Genomic DNA, 23995 nt, shown 5'->3' with positions numbered 1-23995 from the left:
TGTGAACCATCGGCCCACGCGATTCGTGGGAACGGGTGACACTGATCGGGAGCCGCCGCCACACACCGAGGAGAGCGCCTCATGTCGACCATCAACGGATTGCCCGCGCACGTGCTTCTGGTGCACGGGGTGGTCGTGCTCGTGCCGCTGACGGCGTTGCTGCTCGTGCTGGCGGCGGCCGTGCCCGCGGTGCGGCGGCGGTTGATCTGGCTCGTCGCGGCCCTCGCTGTCGTCGGCGTGGTGCTCACGCCGATCACCGCGGACGCGGGGGAGACGCTTGCCGAGCGATTCCCCGCTCCGAGCGAGGCGCTGCGGACCCATATCGACCTGGGGCGCGTCACGGTCTATTTCGCGGTGGCCTTGCTGGTCGTCGCGTTGCTGCTGGTCGCCGCGCACGTGGTCGAACTGCGCGGTGGATCCGTCGGCCGCGCACCGGCGGCGCTGCTGGCGATCCTTGCGCTCGTCGTCGGCATCGCCGCTGGCGTGCAGTGCTACCGGGTCGGCGATTCGGGTGCGCGGGCGGTCTGGGGCGTCCAGGCCGCGAGCGGCCTATAGATTCGCGTCGAGAAAGACCGTCACGCCGACGATCCTCGGACTGCTCGCCGCGAATTCCACGAAGGCCACGCCGTGCGATTCGCCGAGCCGCACGCTCGCGCTGACGGTGCGGCCAGCGGCGATCATCTTGTCCCACCGCATGGTGCGCGCGCGATTGGTGAACTCCTCCACCGAGATCGGGTTGCCCGCGGGCAGTTCCACCACCGCGTGCTCGCCGAGCAGCGCGCGCACGCGGCCGATATCGGTCCCCGCCGCGGCGTCGAACAGTTGGCGCGCGGCGCGTTTGCCGGGCCCGCCCACGCTCCGCAGCGCCCGCAGCATGCCCACCGCGCCGCCGACGCCGAGATTCGCGATCAGTTGCGGACCGAGCTTCGCGCCCGCGAGGAGACCCGGCACGCCCGTGCGCAGCAGGCGCGCGATCATCACCGCCAGCTCCCAGTGCGCGGCGAGGCGAGCGATTCGCCAGCCGCCGCCGGTGTCGACCAGGTCGTAGCGCAGGTGCATCGGCACGGTGACCGTCGCGCCGGTCGACATGGTCGTCTCGATGTGCAGATCCCTGACCACCGTCTGCCCGGCGACCAGGTCGCGGTCTACGCGGAACGCGATGGAGTTCGGCCCGATGAAGGTGTCGTAGAACCGAGCGATCGCGTCGCGGCCGGCGTGCGCGCGCGAGCCGACCGGGTCGTGCACCGCGGCGTCGTCGGCGAAGAGGTCCACCCAGGCGGCCTTGTCGTGCGCCGCGACGGCGCGCGGGGATGCCTGAACGGCCGCCAGCAGATGTTCGGCGGTCGGGTCCAGCGGCATGAGGGTCCTCCATAGTCGTGGCCACTGCTCGGATCCATGGTAGAACATGTTCTAATTTCGGCGCCGCCGAACCGTTCGACGCACGCGGCGCCCCGTTCGACAAAGGATCTCGATGGACTGGTACACCGGGAACGCCACCTACGACACCGTGCTCGCGATCGCCTTCGCCTTCGCCGCTTTCGTGCTGGTCGGCGGTCTGTTCGCGCAGAGTCCGTACGGCCGGTTCGCCTCGACGAAGGTCGGCTTCAATCTCGATCCCAAGCTGGGCTGGTGGCTCATGGAGTTGCCCGCCACCGTCGTGTTCGCGGTGTTCTATCTGAGCGGTCCGGACCGGTTCGAGCCGACTCCGCTTGTGCTGGCGTGCATTTGGTTGCTGCATTACGGCAACCGCGGCTGGTTCTTCCCGCTCTCCATCCGGCAGGTGCCCGGCAAGCGCAGCAGCTTCAACATCTCGGTGCTGGCCGCGGGCGTCTTCGTGACCTCGCTGCACGGCTACCTCAACGGCGCGTTCTTCAGTCACGACTTCAAGAACCAGTACGGCGTCGATTGGCTCACCGACCCGCGTTTCCTGATCGGCCTGGTCGTCTACCTGTGCGGGTTCGGGCTGCTGGTGCGATCCGAGGCGATCGTGCGCAACCTGCGCGACAAGAACGATCCCGGCTCTGCCGAGTACCGGATTCCCTACGGCGGAGGCTTCCGTTTCGTGAGCAGTCCTGCGTATCTCGGTGAGCTGATCGCGTGGGCCGGGTTCGCGCTGCTGACCTGGTCGCTGGCCGGATTGGTGATCTTCCTGATCACCGCGGGCAACTTGGTGCCGCGCGCCTTCGCGACGCATCGGTGGTACCGGGAGAAGTTCGCCGACTACCCGGCCGAGCGAAAAGCGTTGATTCCCTATGTGATCTGAGCTCTTCGATGGTGGATGCCGGGGTGCGACCCGCGCTCGGCATGCTATGGGCAACTGTTGTCCCTAGCATGCGATGTGGCCGTGAAACCGCACGGCCGGTATCTGGGATGAGGATCAATGCTGTTGAGGAAGCTGGCCGCACCGACCGCCCTGGTCATGGCCGCGCTGTCCATCGTGGCGGGCACGGCCACGGCGCAACCATCCGAGGGAGAGGCGATCGGCTTCACGGCCCGCGCCACTGACACCGCCTCGATCATCGAGATCGACGCGGGTTCGCTGGTGGTCGAGGACGACGCACTGAAGATCGAGGCCGCCGACGGCACGCTGGTGGCGGGCACCCGGCTGAAGTTCCGCCTCGATGATTTCGAATTCCCCATCGCCGCAGCCATTTCCGGCCGCACCGCGACCCTGACCCCGCAGCTGTCCATGGACAGGGCCGTCTACAAGCCGGTGGCTCTGCCCTTCGAGGACAAGGCGCCGTGGAAGAACGAATACGAGCGTGAACAGGCGGCCTGGGGGCGCATGGCCAGCACCATCGCCATGGGCATCACCATCGGCACCCTGGTCGGCGGCATCGGCGGCGGGGCCGTCGGCTGCCTCCTCGGCGGCATCGTCGGCGCCACCGTCGCCTCCGCCACCATCCTCGGCTTGTTCGGCCCCTTCATCCCCGCCGCCGCCGTTGGCTGCGCGGGCGGCATCATCGCCGTCGGCGCACTCGGAACCCTCGCTGGGCAAATCTTCGTGACAGCACCGGTCGCGGTGGGCGCGGCCATCCAGTACTTCAGCACGATCAACCAGCCGTTCACGCCGCCCGCAAAGTAAGCGACGTCAGGGCGAGCATCGGCCGCCGGTGTGGTTCAGCGCCGGCGGTCGACGATTCCATGCGTGGTCTTGCGGTGGCGGTCGTGTGAATACTGTCGGCGGTGTTCGGAAAGCTTCGTGTGGTGTGCGGTTGCCCACGGTTCGCGGGGGGATGTGTGCGGTATCACCGTAAATGTTCTTGCAGCTCAGGGTGTTTGCCGTGAGGTTTCACGCCTGCGTTACAGATGCGCACGGGAAAGGAAATCTTTCACCAAGATCGTCGGGGCATGAGGCCGACCGCAGCTCGACCCCCGGTGCACGCTTTGGCGTGCGATGTGTGCGGCCGGTTGCCGCATCCGCGACGGACCCGTTTGGCGCTGGCCAAGCTGGCCGCTGTCTTTCCGGTGGAACTGGTGTTGCACGCACTGGTGATCCGTCTTCATCCGCCGTATCTGGTGACGGTGCTGCTGTTGACGATCACCACCACGATCCTGGTGATCTGGGTGGTGGAGCCTTCGGCCATGCGGTTTCTCGGCTCGTGGCTGCACGGCCCGGAATTGCGCGACCGCGACCGTGCCGATCGGGCGCCTGCGCTGTGGCGGATACGCGTGCACGTCGACGACCGGCCCGGCCAGCTGGAGGCGCTGGCCGCGCATCTCGCCGACCGCGACGCGAACATCCTCACCGTCCACGTGCACCACCTGGAATCCGGTGTGCTGGACGAACTAGTGGTCGCCACGCCGGTCGACGTCACCCCGCACGCGCTCACCGCGGCCGTGACCAAGGCGGGCGGCGTGAAGGTGCGGGTGTGGCCCGCGTCCGCGCTCACGCTCATCGACGGACAGACCAAGGCGCTGGCCGTCGCCGCCCGCGTTGTCGCCGACCCCGACGAATTACCGCTGGCCATCGCCGAATTGCTCGGGGCCAGGTACCTGTCTTCGGGGACGACCGAGGACGAGCCCGCCGAGGGCACGATGCTCGAACTGCCGAACGAGCCGGAGCGACCCCTGAGCTTCCTCCGCGCCGACGAACCGTTCACCCCCGCCGAGATCGCCCGCGCCCACCGTCTGCACGACTTGGCGCACATCGTCAGCCACCGCACGTAATCCGCCGCGACCCCGTCCACACCCCTTGCGCACGTCCCACATAGGCGCAGCCATTGTGGGGTGTGCACAAGGTGAGTGAGAGGCACCGTGCCGGGCGCACGCATGGTCGGCCGTGACGGACCGTACTTCGAAACACCCGTGCACGCAAGTCTCACGACGCCTGTGCCTGCACACTTCTCACAGGCACAGACGTCGTGAGACGCGTGAGAGGAACTGTGCGGGGTGCGGACAATCCGCGCCGAGGTGCGCCCTCAGAGGAACGCGGGATCGGGCAAAGCCCGCTCGGCCGTGCGCAGTCGTTCGGCGAGGCTCGTGAGCAGATCGAGCGATTCGGGTGACAGGCCGACGCTGATGCGGACGAGTCGGCTGAGTCGCGGGTTGCTGAGTCGGCCGATCAGTGGCAGGTCGGGATCGGCTGGGTGCTGGTCGAGACGATCGAGATCCACGGGGGCGCTCACAATCTGACGACTGGGGTTGGCGAAACGGTCGCACAGATTTCCGCTCGGCGCCAGTAGCGCGCAACAAACGTCGTCGACGTGGCAATCGAGCGGCGGGCCCGCCAGGCCGAAATCGGCCGCCTATACCGAGGTAGGAGCCGCTTTTGCGACTGCGGTGGGATGTGCGCGGTGTGACGCGGTCGTAACGTGGAGGAACTCCAACGAGACGGGGGGAGCCGACATGAAGACCTGGATTCGATGGGCGGCGTTGAGCGGAGTGCCCACGATGTCGCTGCGCGTACTGGCGCGACGTGGCGAACCGTTGGCGCAACTGCTGACCGATCCGTACGCACGGGAGAACCCCTATCCGTTCGGCGCGCGCATCCGTGCCGAGGGCAGGATCGTCCGCACGCCGTACATCCTGGCCTCCGCCGACCACGAGGTCTGCCGGAACATTTTGCGCGACAAGAACTTCGGCACCTCGCCGCCGGAGGCACTCAACCTACCCACGCCGTTGAAACGGCTGATCCGCGCCACGGATCTGCGGTTGGCGAGCCCGGTGGAGCCGCCGTCCATGCTGATGGTCGACCCGCCCGGGCACACGCGCTACCGCAAGCTGGTCGCCGGTGCGTTCACCCCGCGCGCGGTGAGTCGACTGCGCGACCGGGTGCGCGAGGTGACCGAGGAATTGCTCGACGGTCTGGCCGGACACGAAAACGCAGACCTTATAAGCGATTTCGCGCTGCTGCTGCCGATCGCGATCATCAGCGAGATACTCGGCATCCCCGCCGCCAAACGCGACGACATGCTGGAGTACGGCAACGCGGGCTCGCCACTGCTGGACATCGCCATCTCCTGGGCGCAGTTCCGTTCGGCCGTCGCCGCACTGCGCGACAGCCAGGACTTCCTGGTCGGGCACATCGAACGGCTGCGCCGCACGCCCGGCGACGATATCCTCAGCGACCTCGCCACCGGCGGCGAACTCACCGACCGCGAACTGCTCGCGACCGCCACCCTCGTCGCGGGCGCGGGATTCGAGACCACCGTCAACCTGATCGGCAACGGCATCGTGCTGCTACGCGACCATCCCGACCAGCTGGCCTTGCTGCGCGCCGAACCGGCCCGCTGGCCCGGCGCGATCGAGGAGATGCTGCGCTACGACAGCCCCGTGCAGATGACGACGCGAACGGCATTGCGCGACAGCGAGATCGCGGGCGAACCGATCCGCGCGGGCGAGACCGTCGCCCTGCTGCTCGGCTCGGCGAACCGCGATCCTGCCGCGTTCCTCGACCCGGACACCTTCGACATCACCCGGTCCAACGCCAGGGATCACCTGGCCTTCGGCAGCGGCGTGCATTCCTGCCTCGGCGCGAGCCTGGCCAGGATCGAAGGGGCCATCGCGCTGCAATCCCTCTACGACCGCTATCCCGATCTGCGGCACACCGGCCGTGCTACCCGGCGCGGACTGGTGAATCTGCGTGGCTACCAAAACATTCCGATCGCCACCGGCGCGGCGAGGCACGCCGCGCTCGGCTAGTCCAGGCCCTATCTCGAAGTCCGGCCGGAGGCGTCGGATGGGACTTCGAGGGCCTAGGTGTGCTTCACCACTGCTTGCGCGCCTTGGCGGCCCAGTCGGCGCCTTGATGCCGTGCCGCCTCGGTGAATTCGGCGCCCCGGTGCCTGGCGGCTTCGCCCAGCTCCGCGCCCCGGTGCCTGGCGGCCTCTTTCAGCTCGGCGCCCCGGTGCTTGGCGGTCTCGCCGAACTCCGCGCCTCGGTGCTTAGCGGTCTCGCCGAACTCCGCGCGCCGGTGTTTGGCGGTCTCGCCCAGCCCGGACCGGCGCTTCTTGGCGGCCTTGCGCAGCTCGGACCGGCGCTTCTTGGCGGCCTTGCGCAGCTCGGCGCGTCGCTGCTTCGCGGCCTCACCCAGCTCGGCTCCGCGGTGTTTGGCGAGCTCGCTCAGCTCGGCCCCGCGGTGTTTCGCGAGCTCGGCCAGCTCGGACCGGCGTTGTTTGGTGGCCTCGTCGAGTTCGGCCCTGAGCACTCTGGCAGCCTCGCCGAGCTCGGCCCCGCGGTGCTTGGCGACCTCGCCGAACTCGGCCCCGCGGTGTTTGGCGAGTTCCCCGATCTCGGCCCCGCGCAGCCTCGCGACCTCGCCGAGCTCCGACCCGCGTCCCTTGGCGTAATCGGCCCACCCGCCGCCGCGCGCCTTCGCGACGTCGCCGAACCCGTCGCCGCGCTCCTTCGCGATCTCGGCCCACTCCGCGCCGTGGCCGCGTGCGGCGTCGGCGAATTCGGCGCCGTGCTCGCGGGCGGCGGCGGCCAGCTCAGCGCCGCGCTCCCTGGCCACGGCGGCGATCGCCGCGCCGCGCTGCCGTGCGGCGGCGGCCCATTCGGGTCCGTGGGTCTGCACGGTCTCGGCGAATTCGGAGCCCCTGGTCGCGGCGGTGTCCCCGAGCGACCTGGCGCGCACCGCGACATCGTGCGCGTGCTGGCGCAGCGACTCGCCGGTCGAACTGTCGGCGGCGCCGAAGGGCAGTGCCGCCGAGACCGTGGCCGCCGCGTTGCGCGCCGCGCGCTTGCCGCGCCAGCCGAGCGACGGCTTGCCCTCGGTGTCGGCGCTGGCGATCAGCAGCCCGCCGAGCAGGCTCATGTCCTTGAGGAAGGCCGTGCGTTTGGCGGCCTTCCGGTCGGGGTCCTGTTCGGCCCAGAAGTCCTGTTCGGTGAGGGTGGCGGGCACGACCGTGGCCGCGAGCACGAGCGAGGCGAGGCGCGGCGCCTTGCCGAGCGCGAGCAGGACCCCGCCCGAAACCTGCGCGATGGCGTTGATCCGCACGACGGTCGCCGGGTCGGCGGGCAGCTTCGCGGCGATGCTGTCCGGCAATGAACGCTCGCCACGCTGAACCAGCGTCGCGGCGGACTTCGTACGTGGTTCGGGATGAAGCAGGGTGTCGACCCCGTCGGCGACGAAAGCGGTCGCCAGTAGCGGTCGGGCAAGTCGGCGCAGCAACATGAACGTCAACCCTTTCCTCGATGGCTTATCGACCGGGTTCCCGTGGCATAGAACGCCAAACACCAAGATCAGCATACCCCCGGGCATGGTCGTGCCCGGGGAAAAGCGCACGTCAACGGTCCGACCGCGCGCTCCGGCGGTTTCTGGATCGGAGCGCGTCCGGCCGCCCGGATCAGGAACTGCGCGGCAGCGAGGCGTCGGTATGCGGACGGCGACCGCCGTGCGGGCGGATCTCGGGGGCGGCGAGGAAGTCGGTGATCACGGTCGTCACCGTGGTCGGGTCCTCCACCATCGGGAGATGGCCGCAGTCGGGGAGCACCACATTGGTGTGCGGATGCAGCGTGCGGTCCAGCGCGGCGCCCGCCGAGGCCGAGAGGATGTGGTTCTGCTTGCCCCAGATCGTGCAGATCGGCGGGAAGGCGGACCCCGGGGTGAACTCGTCGAGGACGCGGAACGACGGGAAGTCCTGCACGAGACCGTGCAGCGCCTGCAAACGGCCACGATCGCCCCAGTGCGCCTTGAGCCGTCGCGAATGCTGCAGGCCGAGGCGCTTGCCGCGCGCGCCGAGCTGGTTGGCGATGATCAGCGAGACCACCCGATCGGGCAGCGCGAGCCGCTTGGCCAGCGGCGCCAGCGGGAGCTTGGCGTCCGCCCAGGCCAGGCCCGCCTGTTCGCCCTTGCGCACGGTGTTGCGGGTGAGCGGGCTGACCAGCACCAGCGCGCGCACGTTCGACGGATGCGCCATGGCGTAGCCGAGCGAGGTGGCGCTGCCGAGGCAGTTGCCGATCAGGATCACGTCGGACAGGTCGTGCGCGTCGAGGAAGGCGCCGAGCATGCGCACATAGTCTTCGAGCCGGTAGCCCGCGGCCGGTTGGTCGGATTCGCCGTAGCCGGGGAGGTCGAGGGCGAAGACTTCGTGGTCGCGCCGCAGCACCGCCACCTGATCGTCCCAGATATGTCGCTGCGTTCCCGCGTTGTGCAGCATCACGATCGGCGGCCCGCTGCCGATCCGATCGAAGACTACGGTCCGGCCCTGGTGCGCGAAAGTCGCCACGTCGCCTCCTTGCGAGTGGTGCAGGCGTGCGACGTGCACGCCTGATCCACAAAGGTAGACCGCTATATGGTGGCGGGTCGAGCCCTCGAACCCAGGGCCGGACCGGACGACGTCACCCCGCCGCGTCGGCGAGCGCTTCGGCAATGCCCGCGCGAACGACCTTTCCTGTCGCGTTCCGGGTGAGCGGCGTGGTGGTGAGGCGCCAGAGCGCGGGCACCTTGTAGTAGGCCAGCCGCTCCCCGGCAAACGCGCGCAGGTCCGCCTCGGTGACCGTCGCGTTCTCGCCCACCACCACGAGTGCGGCGACCTGCTGACCCAGATCGGCGTCCGGCACGCCGACGACGGCGCTCTCCCTGACGTCCGGGTGTTCGTCGAGGCACTGCTCGATCTCGGTCGGGTAGACGTTCTCCCCGCCGCGCAGGATCAGATCCGATCGCCTGCCGGACAGTCGCAGCCTGCCCTCCTCCACGATGCCGATGTCGCCGGTGCGCAACCAGCGATCCGGGGTGATGGCCGCCGCGGTGGCCTCGGGATCGTTCCAGTAGCCGAGCATCACGTAGGGGCTGCGCACCCAGATCTCGCCCTCGACGCCCTCGCCGACCGGCTCGCCCAGCGGGTCGCGGATCTCCAGGCTCACCCCGATCACCGGGCGGCCCACCGTGTCGGGGAACGCGGCGAGCTCGGCGGGGGCGGCGATGGTGGCGGCGGTCGAGCATTCGGTCATGCCGTAGCTGGTCACCAGCGCGGTGCGCGCGACAGGCAGCTGCTCACGCAATCGCTGTTGCAGCGCGGCCGAGGAGGGCGCGGAGTTGAGCGAGAAGGCGGCCAGCGAGGACACGTCGTAGGCGGAGAGGTCCGCCTCGAGCAGCCGGGTGGCCATGGTCGGCATCGCGCCCCAGTTGCTGACGCGTTCGCGTTCGATCATCCGAAGCACCCGGTCGGCGTCGAACGCGCCCTGGTAGATGACCGCCGTGTCGCCGGTGGCCATCCTCGGCAGCACCAGATTGTGCAGGCTGGCGATGTGGAACAGCGGCGAGGTGAGCAGGAAGCGTCGCCCTTTGGGCCAGCCGTCGTCGACGCCGCCCGCGAAAGCTGCGGCCAGCGCGTCGTTGAAGCGGTGATAGTCGATGACGGCCAGCAGGTTCCGGTGCGTGTGCACCGCGCCCTTGGGTCGTCCGCTGGTGCCGCTGGTGTACAGGATGACGGCCGGATCGTCCTCGGTGACGGCGGCATCGGGCAGCTCGCCCGCCGCGTACTCGGCCACCAGGTCCGGGATGTCGCGCTCCATGGTGAGCACCGGGACGTCGGCGCCGAGGTCGGCGACCTGCGCGGCCCGTTTGGCGTCCACGATCAGTACCGAGGGTGTGGTGTGCGCGAGGCCGTATTCGATCTCGCGCGGCGCCCACCACGCGTTGTAACCGACCGCGATCGCGCCGAGGCACTGCGCGGCCCAGAACGCCACCACCCACTCGGGCGTGTTCGCCGCGAGGATGCCGACGCGATCGCCCTTGCCGACGCCGTAACGGTCGCGCAGCGCCCTGGCCAGCGCGCCCGCCTCGGCCGCGTGCTCGGCATAGGACAGGCGCCGATCCTCGGTCACCAGGTATTCGCGGTCGCCGAGGGCGGCCGATGCGGCGAGCACCTCGCGCAGCGCGCGGCCCCGGTGCTTCAGTACCGGCAGCGGCGCGCCGAGCACGTTCTCGACCGTCATCTCGAAGGCGCCGCCCGGTCCGGTGAGCCGCCCGATGACGGTCGCCGCCAGCGCCTGCGGATCCATGGATTTCGTCATTCGATGTTCCTCGTCGTTCGTGCGCGGTTCGGGTTCACGGGATCAGTACCGCTCGCCCGCGGATCCGCCCGTCCGCCAGGCGATCGAGCGCTTCGCGGCCGTCGTCGAGCGCGAAGGTCTCGACCTCGACCCGGAGTCTGCCCGATCGAGCCAGCGCCACGGACTCGATCAGATCGGATTTGGTGCCGCCGTAGGACTTTCGCACCGTGGCTCCCCACGGCCAGCCGGGTCCGCCCGCGGGCGCCGCGGTGAGTTCCGGCGCGCCGCCGCCGAGCCCGACCATCCGGTACGCGCCGTTGGGCGCGACACACTCGACCGCGAGGCGCGCGGTCTGCTCGACGCCGACGAAGTCGAACACCGCGTCCGCGCCGCGTCCGCCGGTCCGCTCGAGGATCGCCGCGGCGGTCCCGGCGTCGGCGAGCAGTCCTTCGTCGGCGCCGCACGCGCTCGCCACGGCGAGCTTGTCCGCGCCGACGTCCACCGCGAGCACCCGCGCCGCGGTGGTGGCGGCGAGGATCTGTACCGCGACATGACCGAGCCCGCCGACCCCGATGACGACGGCCGTCGCGCCCGGCCGCAGCTGGTCGCGCGCGCCGTCGATCGCGTGATAGCTCGTCAGCGCCGCGTCGGCGAGCGGCGCGGCCTGGGCGAAGTCCAACTCGCCGATCGGCACGAACGACGTCGCGGGGACACGGATGTACTCCGCCATGCCGCCGTCGGGACCGAGCCCGGGACACGGCGGCATCGCCGCGCGACCCGCGGCCAGGCAGACGTTCTCGTTGCCGCGCACGCATTCGCGGCACACGCCGCACGACCAGCACAGGTAGACGACACCGCGGTCGCCTGCCTCCCGGCCCGTCACCCGTTCGCCGATCTCGACGACGGTGCCCGCGACCTCGTGGCCGAGCGTCAGCGGATCATCGCGCAGCCGGAACGGAATCTCCAGTACGTGCAGGTCCGAATGGCAGATGCCCGCCGCGCCGACCCGCAGCAGCAGATCGTCGGGCCCGATCGACGGCACCGGCACCTCCCGCAACTCCAGCGTGCCGGGCCCGGTCAGCTGGAGCGCCCGCATCGTGGCGCGGCGGGTCATGCCGCCACCTCCCGCACGGCCGCGTAGGTGGCGCGCAAGTAGGCGTCGGCGCGGGCCGAGCCCATGATGCCCGGCTCCATCTTGTTCATGGTGTAGGCGAAAGTGAGACGGTGGTCCAGATCGTTCACGACGATCGCCCCGCCGTACCCGGCCCACCAGCAGACCCGGCCCTCCGGCACCGCGGGCGCGGTCTGCGGTTGCGGCAGACCGTAGCCGATGCCGAAGCGCAGCGGCACGAGCAACGCCTGGTCGACGCCGTCGGACTGCTGCTCGAAGATCAGGTCGATGGTCTTGTCCGACAACAGTTTCCGTCCGTCCAGCGTGCCGCCGCAGGACACCACCGACTGCACCCGCGCCACCGAGCGTGCGTTGCCGTGACCGTTGACCGCGCCGATCTCGGCCTCCTGCCACCCGGCGGTGGCGGTCTCGGCGACGTCGAGCAGCGGGCTCGTGAGGGTCTTGACCAGAATGCTGTCCTGGTCCAGCGCCGACATGTCGAACTGCAAGGCAGGCGGCGGAATCAGCGGCGCGACGCGCGGGCGGTGCTCGGGGCCGGTGCCGATGTGGAAGTCGGCGCCCAGCGGCCCGGCGAGTTCCTCGGCGAAGAAGCGGCCGAGACTGCGCCCGGTGACGCGATGGACCACCTCACCGACCAGGTGCCCGTAGTTGAGCGCGTGATAGCCCGAGGCGGTGCCCGGCTCCCACCACGGCGGCTGGGCGGCCAGGCGCGCGGCGGCCGCGCGCGCGTCGTAGATGTCGGCCAAGCCGATCGGTGGCTGCCATCCCGACACGCCGGAGGTGTGCCCGAGGATGTGCCGAATCTCGATGTCGCCCTTGCCGTTCGCGCCGAATTCCGGCCAGTAGTGCGCGACCTTCTGGTGCACGTCCAGCTCGCCGCGATCGACAAGCAGCAGCGCGCACAGCGCGGCCATGGTCTTGCTGATGGAGAAGACGTTCACGAGGGTGTCGCGCTGCCACGGCACGGTGCGGTCCTCGTCCAGGTGCCCGCCCCACAGGTCGACCACCGGCTCGCCGTCGACGGTCACGCAGACCGACGCGCCGAGCTCGGCGCCGGAGGCCAGCTGACGCTCCAGCTCCTGCCGCACGCCGTCGAAGCGTTCGGCGCAGGATCCCGAGATGTTCGTCATGGCCTCACACCCGTTCCAGCGCTCGAGCAGGCACCGGCAGTGCGTGACCGGCCGCGGCCGCGCGCTTGGCGCCCCTGACCATCTCCCGCTTCATATCGCGCACGTACGCCTCGAACTCGACCTGGATCGTGTGGCGCGGGGAGTCGTAGTAGCGCCCCGTGCGCGCGGCCTCGGCGGTGCGGATGTCCTCGCGCATCCCGTCCGGATCCGGCGGTAGATAACGGCCCGTCAGGTACGCCGCGACCAGCTTGCTCTGCTGTTCGGCGAAGTTGACCAGCGTCGGGAGCGGCTGGGCGAGGCCGAGATAGAAGAGATTGTCGATGCCGGGTTTCATCATCTGCTTGAACAGCGGCAGCCGATTCCGGTTGTCCGGCACCAGTTCCGGGTCGGCGAAGAACGGGAAGCTGATGTGATAGCCGGTGGCGCAGACGATCACGTCGGCCTCTTCCACGCTGCCGTCGGCGAAGCGCACGCGCGGCCCCTCCAGCGCGGTGATCGCCGGCTTGAACGCGATGTCGCCGCAGCCCGCGCGGTGCAGGAATTCCTCGCTGGCCGAGGGATGCGCCTCGAAGGGTTTGTGATCGGGCGCTGGCAGGCCGTAGAACTCCATGTCGCCGCGGAACTTGCGGACGAAGCGCTGCTTCAGCTTCAGCGCGAGCTTGCGTGGAATCCACGGCGGCGCACTCTGTTTGTCGCCCACTTTGCCGTGCACGTACTTCGGCAGCACCCACACGCCGCGCCTGGCCGAGACCGTCAGCCGCGCCGCGAGGAAGCGCTGGGACAGCTCGGAGGCGATGTCGAGCCCGGAATTGCCCATCCCGATGACGATCACGCGTTTGCCGCGCATGTCGACCGGGTCGAACGGATCGTTGTAGGCGTGGCTGTGCATGAGCACGCCGTCGAATTCGCCCGGGTAGTCCGGCAACCGGGGATCCCAGTGGTGGCCGTTGCACACCAGTAGTGCGTCGTAGGCGCGGGTGCGGCCGTCGGAGGCGGTCACCAGCCAGCGCCCGTCGGGCTGTCGTTCGGCCGCGGTGACCAAGGTGTCGAAAAGGATCTTGTCACGCAGGCCGAAGTGGTCGACGTAGTTCTTGAAGTACTCGAACAGCTGCGAGTGGTGCGGGAAATCGGGCCACTCCGCGGGAACCGGATAGTCCTCGAAAGCCAAGCGCCACTTGGATGTATCGATGTGCAGGCTCTGGTAGCAGGCCGACATTCCGTTCGGGTTCTTGAAATACCAGTTGCCGCCGACCTCGTCGCTCGCCTCGAAACAGTCGAACGGAATGCCGTGATCTTGCAGGCGTTTGGCGGCAGTGATCCCCGACGGCCCTGCGCCGATGACGCATACCCGGGGGAGTTGTTGTGGAGTCAAAGTCGATGTCCTCGTCTCGAGCTGCCGGCGTCGGTGGGCGCGGGGAGGTGGCCGCGAACACCGCGGGAGCCGTTCGTCACCGCAGTGACGTAGGCAACAAATTAACACTCGCTAGACTGGCTGTCTAGTAAGTGACAGTATGTCTACTGGAAGCCCCGACGAGACGGAGTTACCGTTCACCATGCCGACCAAGTCGAACCCAGCAGGGCTGAGCCTGCGCGATGAACAGAAGCTGCAGACCAGGGCCAAACTGCTGGAGGCCGCCAAGACGCTGTTCGGCGCCAACGGGTACGCGGCGGTGCGGGTCGAGGAGATCGCCGCCGCCGTCGGGTGCAGCCGCGCCACCTTCTACCTGCACTTCACCGGCAAGCTGGACATCCTGCGCGCGATCGCCGCGCAAGCCACCGCGCCCACCGCGCTGCACTTCTACGAGGATCTGGACCGGGTGCTCGATGTCGGCACGCGCGAGGCCTTCGTCGGCTGGATGACCAGGGCCATCGCCTGGTTCCACGAGTACAAGGACCTGCTGCCCGCCTGGGACGAGGCGACCACGCTGGAACCGGAGTTCCGCGAGATCGCCAGGCAGGGCATCGCGGCTCTGCCCAACGCGATGACCTCGTACCTGGCCCGCTGGCCCGCCGAGCGCAAGGACGAGGCGCGGCTGCGCGTGGAACTGCTTGTCGCGCAACTGGAACGGTTCTTCACCCGATGGGCGATGCAGGGCACCATCGATGTCGACGCCGACCAAGCCGCCGAGGTGCTCACCGACATCTGGTTCCCCGCCCTCCAAGCGCCCGAATCGGCGCGCCGCACAACGTAGCACCATCTGTAGCCCCGCGTTTGCTGTGATCCGTGAGCCGGGGTCGGGCGGCGCGAATTCGCGACGCCGTGTGAATCTGTCGGTGGCGTGCGGCATCATCTGTGCACGCAGACACCAACGAAGACCGCTCGGAGTGCCCCAATGCCGTCGCCAAGAACCAAGCTCAAGCCGTTGTCCGACACCGAGATCGAGCAGATCGCCGCGGAGATAGCGAGTGGTCGCCCGCCCATGGTCTGGTTCACCGCCGCTGCCGTCGGTGTGCCGGAGGGGCGTTCGGGAAAGGTGGTCGCCCTCGGAGATCCGTCCGACGGCGACTTCCTGCAGGTGCGGCCGACCGGTTCGAAGGATGTACTGTCCTTCTCTCCGGCCGAAGTGACGTTGACCAAGCCGCTGCGGGACAAGGCGGCGACCGCACCATCCAGCCAGCCGAAGTCGACAACCAGGAAGGACTCCACTGTGACCCAGCCGTCGACCACGACGAGCGCTCCGGCGCCGACCGTCAGCCCCGCTCCGGCCGCCCCCGCCCCGAAACCCGTTGTGCCAGTGGCGGAATCGAGCGGTCCGGCCGCGGCGCCCAAGCCTGCTGCCGCGGCGAAGGCCGCCAAGGCGACCCCGCGCAAGCCGAAGGCGGCCGAGGTCACTGTGACGCTGTCCGGAACGGCCGACGGCGAGTGGACGGTCGAGGTGGTCAACGGCAAGAAGCGCTCGGTGCGTGGACTCCCGGTGAACAGTTCGGCGGTCGCGCAGGCGGCCAAGATCCTGCACCCGGAGGTGGCCGAGGTGGTCTCCGGAGTGCTCGAGGCGGCGCGGGGCGCGCAGCTGGCGAAGGTCGAGCAGTTGCGGGCCGAGCTCGAGGAGGCCAAGCGGCTGCTGGAGGAACTGACCGACTGAGCCCGGCTCGTCCCGGCGCGGGTCGCTCGGCGGTGCCGGATCGTGCTGCGGTGCGCGGTTGCTCGACGGTCGCGGCATCGGATCGGGGTGCTCTGTCGGACCAGGGTGCTGTGTCAGGCGTGGTGCCCGTGTCAGACCGCGGTGCTCTCGGCGTTGGAGCGCCAGGTCCGGGATCGGTTGTCGGCGGCGGGGCGGCCCGCGGGCAGGTGCGGGTGTCGCAGATCGTCGTGGAAGGCGTAGCCGAGCGAGTACTCCTTGGCGTGGTACATCGCCGAATCCGCGTCTCGGATCAGGTCGTAGACGGTGGCCTCGGGGCCGCGTGGACTGTCGCACGCGATGCCGACGCTCGCGGTGATCGGCACTTCGCCAGCGCTGAGTTCGAAGGGGCGGACGAAGGCCCCGAGTAGTCGTTCGGCGAGCACGGCCGCGCCTTGCTTGTTCAGCGGAGCAAGCACCACGAACTCGTCGCCGCCGTATCGGGCGACCGCGTCGTCGCGGCGCACCACCCGCCGGATCCGGGAGGCGGCGTTGGCGATCAACTCGTCGCCGACGGCGTGACCGTAGCTGTCGTTGACCATCTTGAAGCCGTCCAGGTCGATGAACAGCAGGCACAACGGCTGATCGCGCCAGTGCGCGCTGTTGCGGTTGAGCACCCGGAGCAGGGCCGACCGGTTGAGCAGGCCGGTGAGCACGTCGTGGTCGGCCTGGTACTGAGCCCGTCGCTCGCTGCGCGCGCTGCGCTGGATGGCCCGTTCGCTGCGCACCAGCACGCCGATGAGCAGCAGCGCGAGCAGCGAGGACACCGCCACCCTGTCCACCGTGCCGAGGCTGGAGCCGACCACCGGCACCAGCGAGGCCACGATCAGCGCCACCGCGATGGCGCAGGCGCGCTGCCGGGAATGGTGCGGATGGATCTGGCGCGGTGCGCCCAGGCTCGCCATGGTGGGGTGCAGCGCGGCGATACCGACCGTGGCGTAGGCGATCAGCAGCGGCGTGAGCAGCACTTCGTGCCCTATCGTCGCGGTGCCCGCGGTCTCCAGGCTGTAGCCGAGATTGCCGACCAGCACGGCGACCATGGCCAGGTGCAGCAGTCGCAGAGACGTCTCCGAGCGGGTGGCCGTGGCGACCGAATGAGCGACCAGGGTCAGCAGCAGGGCGTCGAGGATCGGATAGGCGGCCGCGACCAGCGTGGTCGTGGTGGCCGCGCGCGATTGCAGGATCGGGGAGATGAGAAAGGTCCACGAGGCCAGCAGCGCGCCGAGCCCGATCAGCGCCGAGTCCAGCAGCAGGTCGTAGTTGCCGCGCACCTGCCGGGGCCGCAGCCATACCGTGGCGGCCACCCCGATGGCCAGATACCCGGCCAGCGTGCAGATGTCGTCGAGCGGGCTGATCGAGTCGTCGGTGAAATCGCGCAGCGTGGTACCGAGCGCGAAGAGCACCGCCGACAGTGACAGCAGGTACCAGGGCAGCGGCTGGGCGGGGCGATGGCGCCGCAGCCCGATGCCGACCATGGTGAGCGCCCCCGCGACCACCGCCAGCATCGTCAACAGGGTGAGGACACGGGACTCGAACACCAGCGGCACCGAGATCAGCGCCGTCCAACCCCCTAGAAGCGCTACGCACCAGATGTTTCCAGTACAGTAGCCGCGGTCGCTCGCCTGCTCTTCGCTGGATGCCATCAGCCCCCCTTGGTCGCTCCGTCCCTGGTGAACTGTGCGGCGTAGTGCGTCTGTGAATCCTCCACCGCGACTTCGACGTCGGTCTGCTCATCGAGCACCGCGCGGATACTGTCGGCGAACGAGAGCTGAGTGTTGTTGTACGAGCAGATGTCCCAGCCGACCGCGGCGCGCTCGGCCACCAAAATCTGGACAACTGATTTGATCATGGCATGGAAGACAGCCCCTTGTCGTGCACTTGGCACAACGAGGGTGAAGCCCGCGTAATAGCTGTGCCGCGCGGCGTCGACACCGGAGAGCCGATCACCCCATGCGATCGGCTTGCGGACTCGGGCGGTGCGCTCGAGCACGGCGCGCGGCGGTATCACCGACGACAGGCGAATCAAGTTCGCATCACCCACTCCCAACTCGCGCAGGGCCGCATCGAAGGCCGACATCGCTGTCGGGCTCACCCCTGTCGCCGCGCCGATCTCGATCGTCAGTGGCGCCCGGGGGTCTGCCGGTTGTCACGCTCCGGCCTGCCCAGGGCGGGAGTAGTCGATCGATCCACTGCGGCCCGAGCAGGCCGCCGCGTGGGGTGTTGTGAATCATAGTGTCCCTCCCGAAACTATCGGCCTCTTTTGCATCCTGATAGTGGCTTCGAATTCGACTGTGCGGCACGATTGCGAATCGCGCACCCGCACCGGCCGGAAGCGATGCTGGGGCGGTACGTCTCGTAACGTGTGGCGCGACGGGCGAGCTCCGAGTCGACAGAGCGAGGCAACAGTGCGGACATGGGTGGCGCCCGGCCGGGTGAACATCATCGGCGAGCACACCGACTACAACGACGGTTTCGTGCTGCCCATCGCGCTGCCCCTGGTGACACGGTGCGCGGCCGAGACGACCGCCGACGGACTCGTCCGCGTCGAGTCACGGCAGCGGCCGGGGGAAGCGGTGCGGGTCGGGACCGGCGAGCTCGCCGCGGCGCGGGATCGGCTGCCGGGCTGGGCGCGATATCCGGTGGGCGTGGTCGCCGAGTTCGTGCGGCGCGGGCATTCCGTTCCCGGTCTGGTGCTGGAACTCGACGGCGCGGTGCCGATCGGCGCAGGCCTGTCGAGCTCGGCGGCGCTGTCGTGTTCGGTGGCGATCGCGCTGCGTGATCTGTGCGCGCCCAGCGTCGTCGACCGCGAACTGATCGACATCGCCCGCGCTGCCGAGAACGACTACGCGGGCGCCCCGACGGGCGTGCTCGACCAGTCGGCCGCCGTGCTGTGCACCGCCGGGCACGCGCTGTTCCTCGACGTGCGCCGCTTCATCGCGGGCGCCGCAGGCTACGAGCAGATCCCGTTCGACCTGGCCGCATTCGGTCTCGAGCTCCTTGTCATCGATACCGGGCAGCCGCACGAACTGGTGGACGGCGGCTATGCGCTGCGGCGTGCGCAGTGTGAGGCGGCGGCGGCCGAACTCGGTGTCCGCGCGCTGCGCGACGTCGACGCGGAGGCGGACCTGGTGCGGATCGCGGACCCGGTCACCCGGCGCAGGGCGCGACACGTGGTCACCGAGAACGCCCGCGTCGTCGCGGTTGCCGAGAAATTGCGGCGAGGTGCGGATCCGCGCGAGATCGCGCCGATCCTGGTCGCGGGTCACGCCTCGCTGCGCGACGATTTCGAGGTCTCGACGGCCGCGCTCGACACGGCGGTGGCGGCCGCTCTCGACGCGGGCGCGCACGGGGCGCGGATGGTCGGCGGCGGCTTCGGCGGCAGCGCCATCGCGCTCGTCGACCGCGAGCGGACCGAAGCGGTGGCCGCCGCGGTCGGCGACCGGTTCGCCCGCTCGGGCTTTCCCGAGCCGCGCACGTTCGCCGTGGTTCCGGCCGACGGAGCGCGCCGGGAATCCTGAGCGCCGCGCTCGGGAGATTCGAGCTCCGGCGAATCCTCGGACCGATGGACTCGCTGAGCAACCGTCCAGATTTTGTGCGCGAATGTGCCCCACCGGTGCTGCACAATCACGCACAGTGGATGTCACGGACACCGCACGACGCAGGACCTAGCTCGACGCCCGGTTTCACGCCAGGAGGGACGACGCTGTGCCGCTTGCCGATCCATCTTTCCTCAGCGCCGTTCGGCCGCACGCTGGTGACCCTTTCGGCGCGACGTCGCTGCGTCTCGACGCGGCCACGACCCTGCGGCTGGACGCGGAACCCGTCGACTATGCCCTGGTAGCCCTGTATTTCGTGTTCGTGCTCGGCATCGGTCTGCTGGCCAGGCAGCGGGTGTCGTCCAGCATCGACTTCTTCCTGTCCGGACGTTCGCTGCCCGCGTGGGTCACCGGTCTCGCGTTCATCTCGGCCAACCTCGGCGCGGTCGAGATCATGGGCATGTCGGCCAACGGCGCCGAGTACGGCTTCCCGACCTTCCACTACTTCTGGATCGGCGCGGTGCCCGCCATGCTGTTCCTCGGCGTGGTGATGATGCCGTTCTACTACGGCTCCAAGGTGCGCAGCGTGCCGGAGTTCATGCGCAGGCGTTTCGGCACCGGCGCGCACCTGGTGAACGCGCTCAGCTTCGCGACAGCCCAGATCCTCATCGCCGGGGTGAACCTCTATCTACTCGGCTCCATCGTCAACGTGCTGCTCGGCTGGCCGCTCTGGGTGTCGGTGATCGTGGCGGCGGTGATCGTGCTGTCCTATATCACCCTCGGCGGGCTGTCGGCCGCCATCTACAACGAGGTGCTGCAGTTCTTCGTCATCGTGGCGGCGCTGCTGCCGCTCACCCTGGTCGGCCTGCACAAGGTCGGCGGCTGGGATGGGTTGCAGGACAAGGTGGCCGCGTCACCCGGCGGCGCGGAACAACTGGAGTCGTGGCCGGGCAACGCGCTGAGCGGGTTCGGCAACGACTTCCTCTCGGTGCTCGGCATCGTGTTCGGCCTCGGCTTCGTGCTCTCCTTCGGATACTGGACGACCAATTTTGTCGAGGTTCAAAGGGCTCTGGCGACGCACTCCATCTCCGCGGCCCGGCGCACCCCGATCATCGGCGCCTACCCGAAGATGTTCATTCCGTTGATCGTCGTCATCCCCGGCATGATCAGCGCGGTGCTGGTGCCGCAGATGGCCGAGTACAAGCAGGCGGTGACGGCCGATCCGGACTACACCGACGACGTCACCTACAACCAAGCGCTGCTCTATCTGATGAAAGACGTGCTGCCCAACGGCCTGTTGGGCGTCGGGCTCGCGGGTCTGCTCGCGGCGTTCATGGCGGGCATGGCCGCCAATGTCTCGGCGTTCAACACCGTCTTCAGCTTCGACCTGTGGCAGCAGTACGTGATCAGGGACCGCTCCGACGGGTACTACCTGACCGTAGGCCGTGTCGCCACCGTCGGCGCCACGGTCGCGGCCATCTTCACGGCGTTCATCGCGAGCAGTTTCAGCAACATGATGGACTACCTGCAGACGCTGTTCAGCTTCTTCAACGCGCCGCTGTTCGCCACATTCATCCTCGGCATGTTCTGGAAGCGCATGACGCCCACCGCGGGCTGGATGGGGTTGGTCGCCGGAACCGGTTCGGCCATCGTCATTTTCCTCATGCACGAGGCCGGAGTCTTCGAATTGTCCGGTCAGGGAGCGAGTTTCGTGGCCGCGGGCACGGCGTTCGTAGTCGACATCCTGGTCAGCGTCGCGGTCACCCAGGTGACCCAGCCGAAACCCGCGGCCGACCTCGTCGGCTTGGTCTACTCGGAGACCCCCGCGTCCATGCGCACCGACCCGGAGGCCGACACGCTGCCCTGGTACCAGCGCCCCGTCCTGCTCGCGGGGATCGCCCTGGTGCTCGTCATCGCCCTGAATCTCCTCGTCGGATAAGGAAGACCGCTCATGCTGTTCGATATCCGCACCATCGTCGGGGCCCTGCTCGGCTGCTACGGCGTGGTCCTGGTGATCACCGGTCTGGTCCACGACACCGCCGCCGAGGAGGCCAAGACCGGCGGCATCAACGTCAACCTCTGGGCAGGCATAGGCATGATCGCCGTCGCCCTGGCCTTCCTCACCTGGGTCCTGCTGCGTCCGGTCAAGCCCACGGAACCCGCCCGCACCGAAGACCAGCCGACCCCGCCGGAGTGAATCGGGTCAGGAACCAGGGCCGCGGCCGACAAACAGGGCGGCCAGGACGCGGCGAACCCCGCCCGGCCGTCGGCCGAACGGGGTTCGCGCAGGTGAAAGGGGGTGTTCTCAGCAGCTCACTTGGCCGCGTTGAACGGCGAGTTGATGGTGGTGAAGTACTGGATGGCCGCGCCGATCGCCACCGGTGCGGTGATGAAGATCTGGCCCGCGAGGGCGCCGATCGGGCCCATCACCACCGCGCCCGCGAGGCAGCCGACGGCGGCGGCGGGCAGGAAGGGTCCGAGGAGTCCGACGATGGTGCCGCCGATCGCGACGCCGCCGACGATGCCGCCGAGCACGCAGCCGACGGCCGCGCCACCGAGGGCGCCTGCCAGCGTGGCGATGCTCGCGCCCATGCTGATGGTGCTGGTCATGCGGGACCAGGCGTCCTTCTCCCTGTCGTATTCGCTCTTCCACGGAGCCTTGTCCTCGAAGGGCAGCGCGACCGGCTTGTAGACGGCCTTGTCCATGGACACCTGCGGGGTCATCGTGACGGTGCGGCCGGAAATGTCTGCGGCGATGGGGAATTCGAACTCGTCGATGCGCAGGGTGAGCGGGGTTCCCGCGACGACGGTGCCGTCGGCGGCCTTGATCTTCAGGACGTTGTCCTCGACCATGAGCGAGCCCGCGTCGATAGAGACGATCGAGGAGGTCTCCGTGGTGTTCGTCGTGAAGTTGATCGCGGCGGGGGCGGCGTCGGCGAGCGGGGCGGCCGAGCTCGTGCCAGCGGCGATACCGACCGCGCCGGTCATGAACGCGGCGGCCACGGCGAACTTCGTGATCTTCATGGTGCTGTGAATTCCTTTGTGTTGTCTGGGGTGTCGCGAGCGCGACAGGACGACGGCCATACCTATGACGAACCAGCAGGCCGTTGAGTGACGCGCCGGGGTGGTCCGCCCGGCGCGGTGTTCAATAAGGGATCAGGACGCGGTGGCGCGCAGCCGTCCGACGAGCCCGGCCGCGACATCCACGGCCAGGAACGCGAGCAGGCTCAGACCGACCAGCGGCACGAACCAGCCGACGACCACCGCGGCGGCCAGCACGGGCAGCGCGAGCCACGGCGAGCTGGCGCGCAACGCGCCGCGGCGCGGAGCCCGGCCGAGTGCGAAACGGGAACCGCGAGTGGGCCTGCGGCGCCACCACATCAGGTAGCCGAACACGATCACCACGATCAGGCCGATCATCGCCGCGAGCAGCAGCAGCTGATTCGGCAGACCGAACAGCAATCCCATGTGGAATGCGATGCCCCAGTTGGTGAGCTTGGCCATCAGCGGCCAGTCGGCGAAGGCCAGCCGGTCGGTGATGCTGCCGGTCGCACCGTCCACCGCGACCGCGTCGACGGTGTAGATGCCAGGCATGCGCCGTTCCTTGACGGCGAACGCCTTGTCCGGCTTCGCCGGAATCGCGATCTCCACCGCCTGGGTCACGCCCGCGGCACGGGCGGACTCGTACACCCGATCCAGCTGCGCGATGCGGGTCTGCGGGTCGGCGGGCTGCGGCGCCGGTGCGTGCCCGCCGCCGTGGTGGTCGCCGCCCGAGGAGTGGTCGGGCGCGGACGCACCGGGCATGGCGGTGCTGACGGCGGGAGTCGTCCAGCTGAGCTGTTTGCGCAGCTCGGTGATGTTGTCGCCCGCATAAGTGGACCAGGTCATGCCGGTGGCCGAGAGCAGCAGGATCACCGGCAGGATCCAGACGCCGATGGCCCCGTGCCAGTTCATCGTCCGGCCGCGGCCGCCCTTCGAGCGGTCGGGGGCGAACAGCCAGGCGGCCGAGTTGCGCTGCCTGCGCGCGCGGACGCGGCGGAACCACAGCACCAGACCGGCCAGCGCGATGACCCACAGCCACGAGGCGGCGAGCTCGCTGTAGATCCGGCCCGGTTCGCCGAGGTGCAGATCGCGGTGCAGCCTGTCGATCCAGGTGCGCAGGGGCAGCGCTCCCGAGCTGCCGTAGACGACGGACTCGCCGACCGGCTGCGCGGTGTAGGGGTTGACGAACACCGCGCGGCGCTCGGATTCGCCCAGCGACGGATCGGTGAAGATGACCCGGGTGGTGTCCTCGGGTCCCGGCGCGGGCGAGACCGCGGCGAGCGCCAGGTCCGGCCGGGTCGCCACCGCGGCGGTGACCTGCTCCGACAGCGGCTTGGCCGCTTCGCCCGCTTCGACCGTCAGCAGGTCGCGGGAGACGAACGCCTCCAGTGTCGGGGAGATGGCGTAGAGCGCGCCGGTGACGGCCGCGATCAGGATGAAGGGCGCCACGAAGACGCCCGCGTAGAAGTGCAGCCGCATGGCCAGCGCCTGCAGCCCGTTGCGGGCCGCGGGTTTGCGCCCGGCGGATTCGGGTGGCGGCGCCGAGGATTCGGCGTCGGGGGTGATGGTTTCTGTTGTGCTCACGGTCGTTTCGTT

Annotated in this window: 22 protein-coding genes; 10 read left to right on the top strand and 12 right to left on the bottom strand. The window is 69.2% G+C overall.

The window, feature by feature from the left end:
* The first annotated feature begins 81 nt into the window (after nt 1-81).
* Nucleotides 82-555, top strand: coding sequence for a DUF2231 domain-containing protein (locus tag AC3ERS_RS28235; RefSeq protein ID WP_431971127.1), 474 nt, complete (start codon nt 82-84; stop codon nt 553-555).
* On the opposite strand, the gene AC3ERS_RS28230 is transcribed toward AC3ERS_RS28235, so the two are convergent.
* Nucleotides 550-1359: a nuclear transport factor 2 family protein gene (locus AC3ERS_RS28230; RefSeq protein ID WP_431971126.1), complete on the bottom strand. Its 810-nt coding sequence runs from the start codon at nt 1357-1359 to the stop codon at nt 550-552. The two genes, AC3ERS_RS28235 and AC3ERS_RS28230, sit on opposite strands and share 6 nt — an antisense overlap.
* Before the next feature lie 112 nt (nt 1360-1471).
* On the opposite strand from AC3ERS_RS28230, the gene AC3ERS_RS28225 reads away from it, so the two are divergent.
* The 3 genes from AC3ERS_RS28225 (at nt 1472) to AC3ERS_RS28215 (ending at nt 4170) form a co-directional block, all read left to right on the top strand.
* Nucleotides 1472-2263 carry a methyltransferase gene (locus tag AC3ERS_RS28225; RefSeq protein ID WP_431971125.1) on the top strand — a complete coding sequence of 264 codons (792 nt, stop codon included), beginning with the start codon at nt 1472-1474 and terminating at the stop codon, nt 2261-2263.
* Nucleotides 2264-2380: 117 nt separating this feature from the next.
* A complete protein-coding gene (locus AC3ERS_RS28220) occupies nt 2381-3085 on the top strand; it encodes a DUF8020 domain-containing protein (RefSeq protein ID WP_431971124.1) in 705 nt (234 codons plus the stop codon).
* A gap of 266 nt (nt 3086-3351) precedes the next feature.
* On the top strand, nt 3352-4170 hold the full coding sequence (locus AC3ERS_RS28215; RefSeq protein WP_431971123.1) for an ACT domain-containing protein: 819 nt from the start codon (nt 3352-3354) through the stop codon (nt 4168-4170).
* A 251-nt stretch (nt 4171-4421) separates the two neighbouring features.
* Here the strand turns inward: AC3ERS_RS28215 and AC3ERS_RS28210 are convergent, their stop codons facing one another.
* Nucleotides 4422-4616, bottom strand: a complete 195-nt coding sequence (locus AC3ERS_RS28210) for a hypothetical protein (RefSeq protein ID WP_431971122.1) — start codon at nt 4614-4616, stop codon at nt 4422-4424.
* A gap of 232 nt (nt 4617-4848) precedes the next feature.
* Here AC3ERS_RS28210 and AC3ERS_RS28205 point away from each other — a divergent pair, with 232 nt between their 5' ends.
* Nucleotides 4849-6144 (top strand): cytochrome P450, encoded by a 1296-nt coding sequence (locus AC3ERS_RS28205; RefSeq protein ID WP_431971121.1) that lies wholly within the window; start codon nt 4849-4851, stop codon nt 6142-6144.
* Between the two features lie 64 nt (nt 6145-6208).
* On the opposite strand, the gene AC3ERS_RS28200 is transcribed toward AC3ERS_RS28205, so the two are convergent.
* The 6 genes from AC3ERS_RS28200 to AC3ERS_RS28175 form a co-directional block, all read right to left on the bottom strand.
* Nucleotides 6209-7618 carry a DoxX family protein gene (locus AC3ERS_RS28200; protein ID WP_431971144.1) on the bottom strand — a complete coding sequence of 470 codons (1410 nt, stop codon included), beginning with the start codon at nt 7616-7618 and terminating at the stop codon, nt 6209-6211.
* A 172-nt stretch (nt 7619-7790) separates the two neighbouring features.
* Nucleotides 7791-8672, bottom strand: a complete 882-nt coding sequence (locus AC3ERS_RS28195; RefSeq protein WP_431971120.1) for an alpha/beta fold hydrolase — start codon at nt 8670-8672, stop codon at nt 7791-7793.
* 112 nt (nt 8673-8784) lie between these two features.
* The gene (gene casG, locus AC3ERS_RS28190) at nt 8785-10461 is read right to left on the bottom strand and encodes a steroid-24-oyl-CoA synthetase (protein ID WP_431971119.1); all 1677 of its coding nucleotides are present in this window, start codon (nt 10459-10461) and stop codon (nt 8785-8787) included.
* 34 nt (nt 10462-10495) lie between these two features.
* Nucleotides 10496-11536, bottom strand: a complete 1041-nt coding sequence (locus AC3ERS_RS28185) for an NAD(P)-dependent alcohol dehydrogenase (RefSeq protein ID WP_431971143.1) — start codon at nt 11534-11536, stop codon at nt 10496-10498.
* Nucleotides 11537-11550: 14 nt separating this feature from the next.
* Nucleotides 11551-12702, bottom strand: a complete 1152-nt coding sequence (locus tag AC3ERS_RS28180; RefSeq protein WP_431971118.1) for a serine hydrolase domain-containing protein — start codon at nt 12700-12702, stop codon at nt 11551-11553.
* Between the two features lie 4 nt (nt 12703-12706).
* Nucleotides 12707-14074, bottom strand: a complete 1368-nt coding sequence (locus AC3ERS_RS28175; protein ID WP_431971117.1) for a flavin-containing monooxygenase — start codon at nt 14072-14074, stop codon at nt 12707-12709.
* 181 nt (nt 14075-14255) lie between these two features.
* Here AC3ERS_RS28175 and AC3ERS_RS28170 point away from each other — a divergent pair, with 181 nt between their 5' ends.
* Both AC3ERS_RS28170 and AC3ERS_RS28165 read left to right on the top strand, forming a co-directional pair.
* The gene (locus tag AC3ERS_RS28170; protein ID WP_431971142.1) at nt 14256-14894 is read left to right on the top strand and encodes a TetR/AcrR family transcriptional regulator; all 639 of its coding nucleotides are present in this window, start codon (nt 14256-14258) and stop codon (nt 14892-14894) included.
* A gap of 141 nt (nt 14895-15035) precedes the next feature.
* Nucleotides 15036-15785, top strand: a complete 750-nt coding sequence (locus tag AC3ERS_RS28165; protein ID WP_431971116.1) for a DUF6319 family protein — start codon at nt 15036-15038, stop codon at nt 15783-15785.
* Nucleotides 15786-15916: 131 nt separating this feature from the next.
* On the opposite strand, the gene AC3ERS_RS28160 is transcribed toward AC3ERS_RS28165, so the two are convergent.
* Together AC3ERS_RS28160 and AC3ERS_RS28155 are read right to left on the bottom strand one after the other, a co-directional pair.
* A complete protein-coding gene (locus tag AC3ERS_RS28160; RefSeq protein ID WP_431971115.1) occupies nt 15917-17464 on the bottom strand; it encodes a diguanylate cyclase domain-containing protein in 1548 nt (515 codons plus the stop codon).
* Entirely contained in the window at nt 17464-17913 is a 450-nt protein-coding gene (locus tag AC3ERS_RS28155) for a pyruvoyl-dependent arginine decarboxylase (RefSeq protein ID WP_488186868.1), read from the bottom strand. Before AC3ERS_RS28155 ends, AC3ERS_RS28160 begins: the two co-directional genes overlap by 1 nt.
* A 313-nt stretch (nt 17914-18226) precedes the next feature.
* Between AC3ERS_RS28155 and galK the strand changes: the two genes are divergently transcribed.
* The 3 genes from galK (at nt 18227) to AC3ERS_RS28140 (ending at nt 21554) form a co-directional block, all read left to right on the top strand.
* Nucleotides 18227-19339 (top strand): galactokinase, encoded by a 1113-nt coding sequence (gene galK / locus AC3ERS_RS28150; protein WP_431971114.1) that lies wholly within the window; start codon nt 18227-18229, stop codon nt 19337-19339.
* A gap of 259 nt (nt 19340-19598) precedes the next feature.
* A complete protein-coding gene (locus AC3ERS_RS28145) occupies nt 19599-21296 on the top strand; it encodes a sodium:solute symporter family protein (RefSeq protein ID WP_431971140.1) in 1698 nt (565 codons plus the stop codon).
* Between the two features lie 12 nt (nt 21297-21308).
* On the top strand, nt 21309-21554 hold the full coding sequence (locus AC3ERS_RS28140) for a hypothetical protein (RefSeq protein ID WP_431971113.1): 246 nt from the start codon (nt 21309-21311) through the stop codon (nt 21552-21554).
* 116 nt (nt 21555-21670) lie between these two features.
* Here the strand turns inward: AC3ERS_RS28140 and AC3ERS_RS28135 are convergent, their stop codons facing one another.
* Together AC3ERS_RS28135 and AC3ERS_RS28130 are read right to left on the bottom strand one after the other, a co-directional pair.
* Entirely contained in the window at nt 21671-22381 is a 711-nt protein-coding gene (locus AC3ERS_RS28135) for a DUF8020 domain-containing protein (RefSeq protein ID WP_431971112.1), read from the bottom strand.
* Nucleotides 22382-22513: 132 nt separating this feature from the next.
* A complete protein-coding gene (locus AC3ERS_RS28130) occupies nt 22514-23983 on the bottom strand; it encodes a PepSY-associated TM helix domain-containing protein (protein WP_431971111.1) in 1470 nt (489 codons plus the stop codon).
* Nucleotides 23984-23995 lie beyond the last annotated feature (12 nt).

The organism is Nocardia sp. bgisy134 (assembly GCF_057708325.1).
The sequence above is the reverse complement of the archived record's forward strand: the minus strand, read 5'-3'. Positions and strand labels throughout refer to the sequence as shown.

Excerpts from the sequence above, each read along its gene's own strand:
- AC3ERS_RS28140 (WP_431971113.1), top strand. The coding sequence starts at position 21,309 with ATGCTGTTCGATATCCGCACCATCGTCGGGGCCCTGCTCGGCTGCTAC.
- AC3ERS_RS28185 (WP_431971143.1), bottom strand. The coding sequence starts at position 11,536 with ATGCGGGCGCTCCAGCTGACCGGGCCCGGCACGCTGGAGTTGCGGGAG.
- AC3ERS_RS28160 (WP_431971115.1), bottom strand. The coding sequence starts at position 17,464 with ATGGCATCCAGCGAAGAGCAGGCGAGCGACCGCGGCTACTGTACTGGA.
- AC3ERS_RS28180 (WP_431971118.1), bottom strand. The coding sequence starts at position 12,702 with ATGACGAACATCTCGGGATCCTGCGCCGAACGCTTCGACGGCGTGCGG.
- AC3ERS_RS28165 (WP_431971116.1), top strand. The coding sequence starts at position 15,036 with ATGCCGTCGCCAAGAACCAAGCTCAAGCCGTTGTCCGACACCGAGATC.
- AC3ERS_RS28135 (WP_431971112.1), bottom strand. The coding sequence starts at position 22,381 with ATGAAGATCACGAAGTTCGCCGTGGCCGCCGCGTTCATGACCGGCGCG.
- AC3ERS_RS28215 (WP_431971123.1), top strand. The coding sequence starts at position 3,352 with ATGAGGCCGACCGCAGCTCGACCCCCGGTGCACGCTTTGGCGTGCGAT.
- AC3ERS_RS28170 (WP_431971142.1), top strand. The coding sequence starts at position 14,256 with ATGCCGACCAAGTCGAACCCAGCAGGGCTGAGCCTGCGCGATGAACAG.
- casG (WP_431971119.1), bottom strand. The coding sequence starts at position 10,461 with ATGACGAAATCCATGGATCCGCAGGCGCTGGCGGCGACCGTCATCGGG.
- AC3ERS_RS28220 (WP_431971124.1), top strand. The coding sequence starts at position 2,381 with ATGCTGTTGAGGAAGCTGGCCGCACCGACCGCCCTGGTCATGGCCGCG.
- AC3ERS_RS28205 (WP_431971121.1), top strand. The coding sequence starts at position 4,849 with ATGAAGACCTGGATTCGATGGGCGGCGTTGAGCGGAGTGCCCACGATG.
- AC3ERS_RS28225 (WP_431971125.1), top strand. The coding sequence starts at position 1,472 with ATGGACTGGTACACCGGGAACGCCACCTACGACACCGTGCTCGCGATC.
- AC3ERS_RS28230 (WP_431971126.1), bottom strand. The coding sequence starts at position 1,359 with ATGCCGCTGGACCCGACCGCCGAACATCTGCTGGCGGCCGTTCAGGCA.
- AC3ERS_RS28200 (WP_431971144.1), bottom strand. The coding sequence starts at position 7,618 with ATGTTGCTGCGCCGACTTGCCCGACCGCTACTGGCGACCGCTTTCGTC.
- AC3ERS_RS28235 (WP_431971127.1), top strand. The coding sequence starts at position 82 with ATGTCGACCATCAACGGATTGCCCGCGCACGTGCTTCTGGTGCACGGG.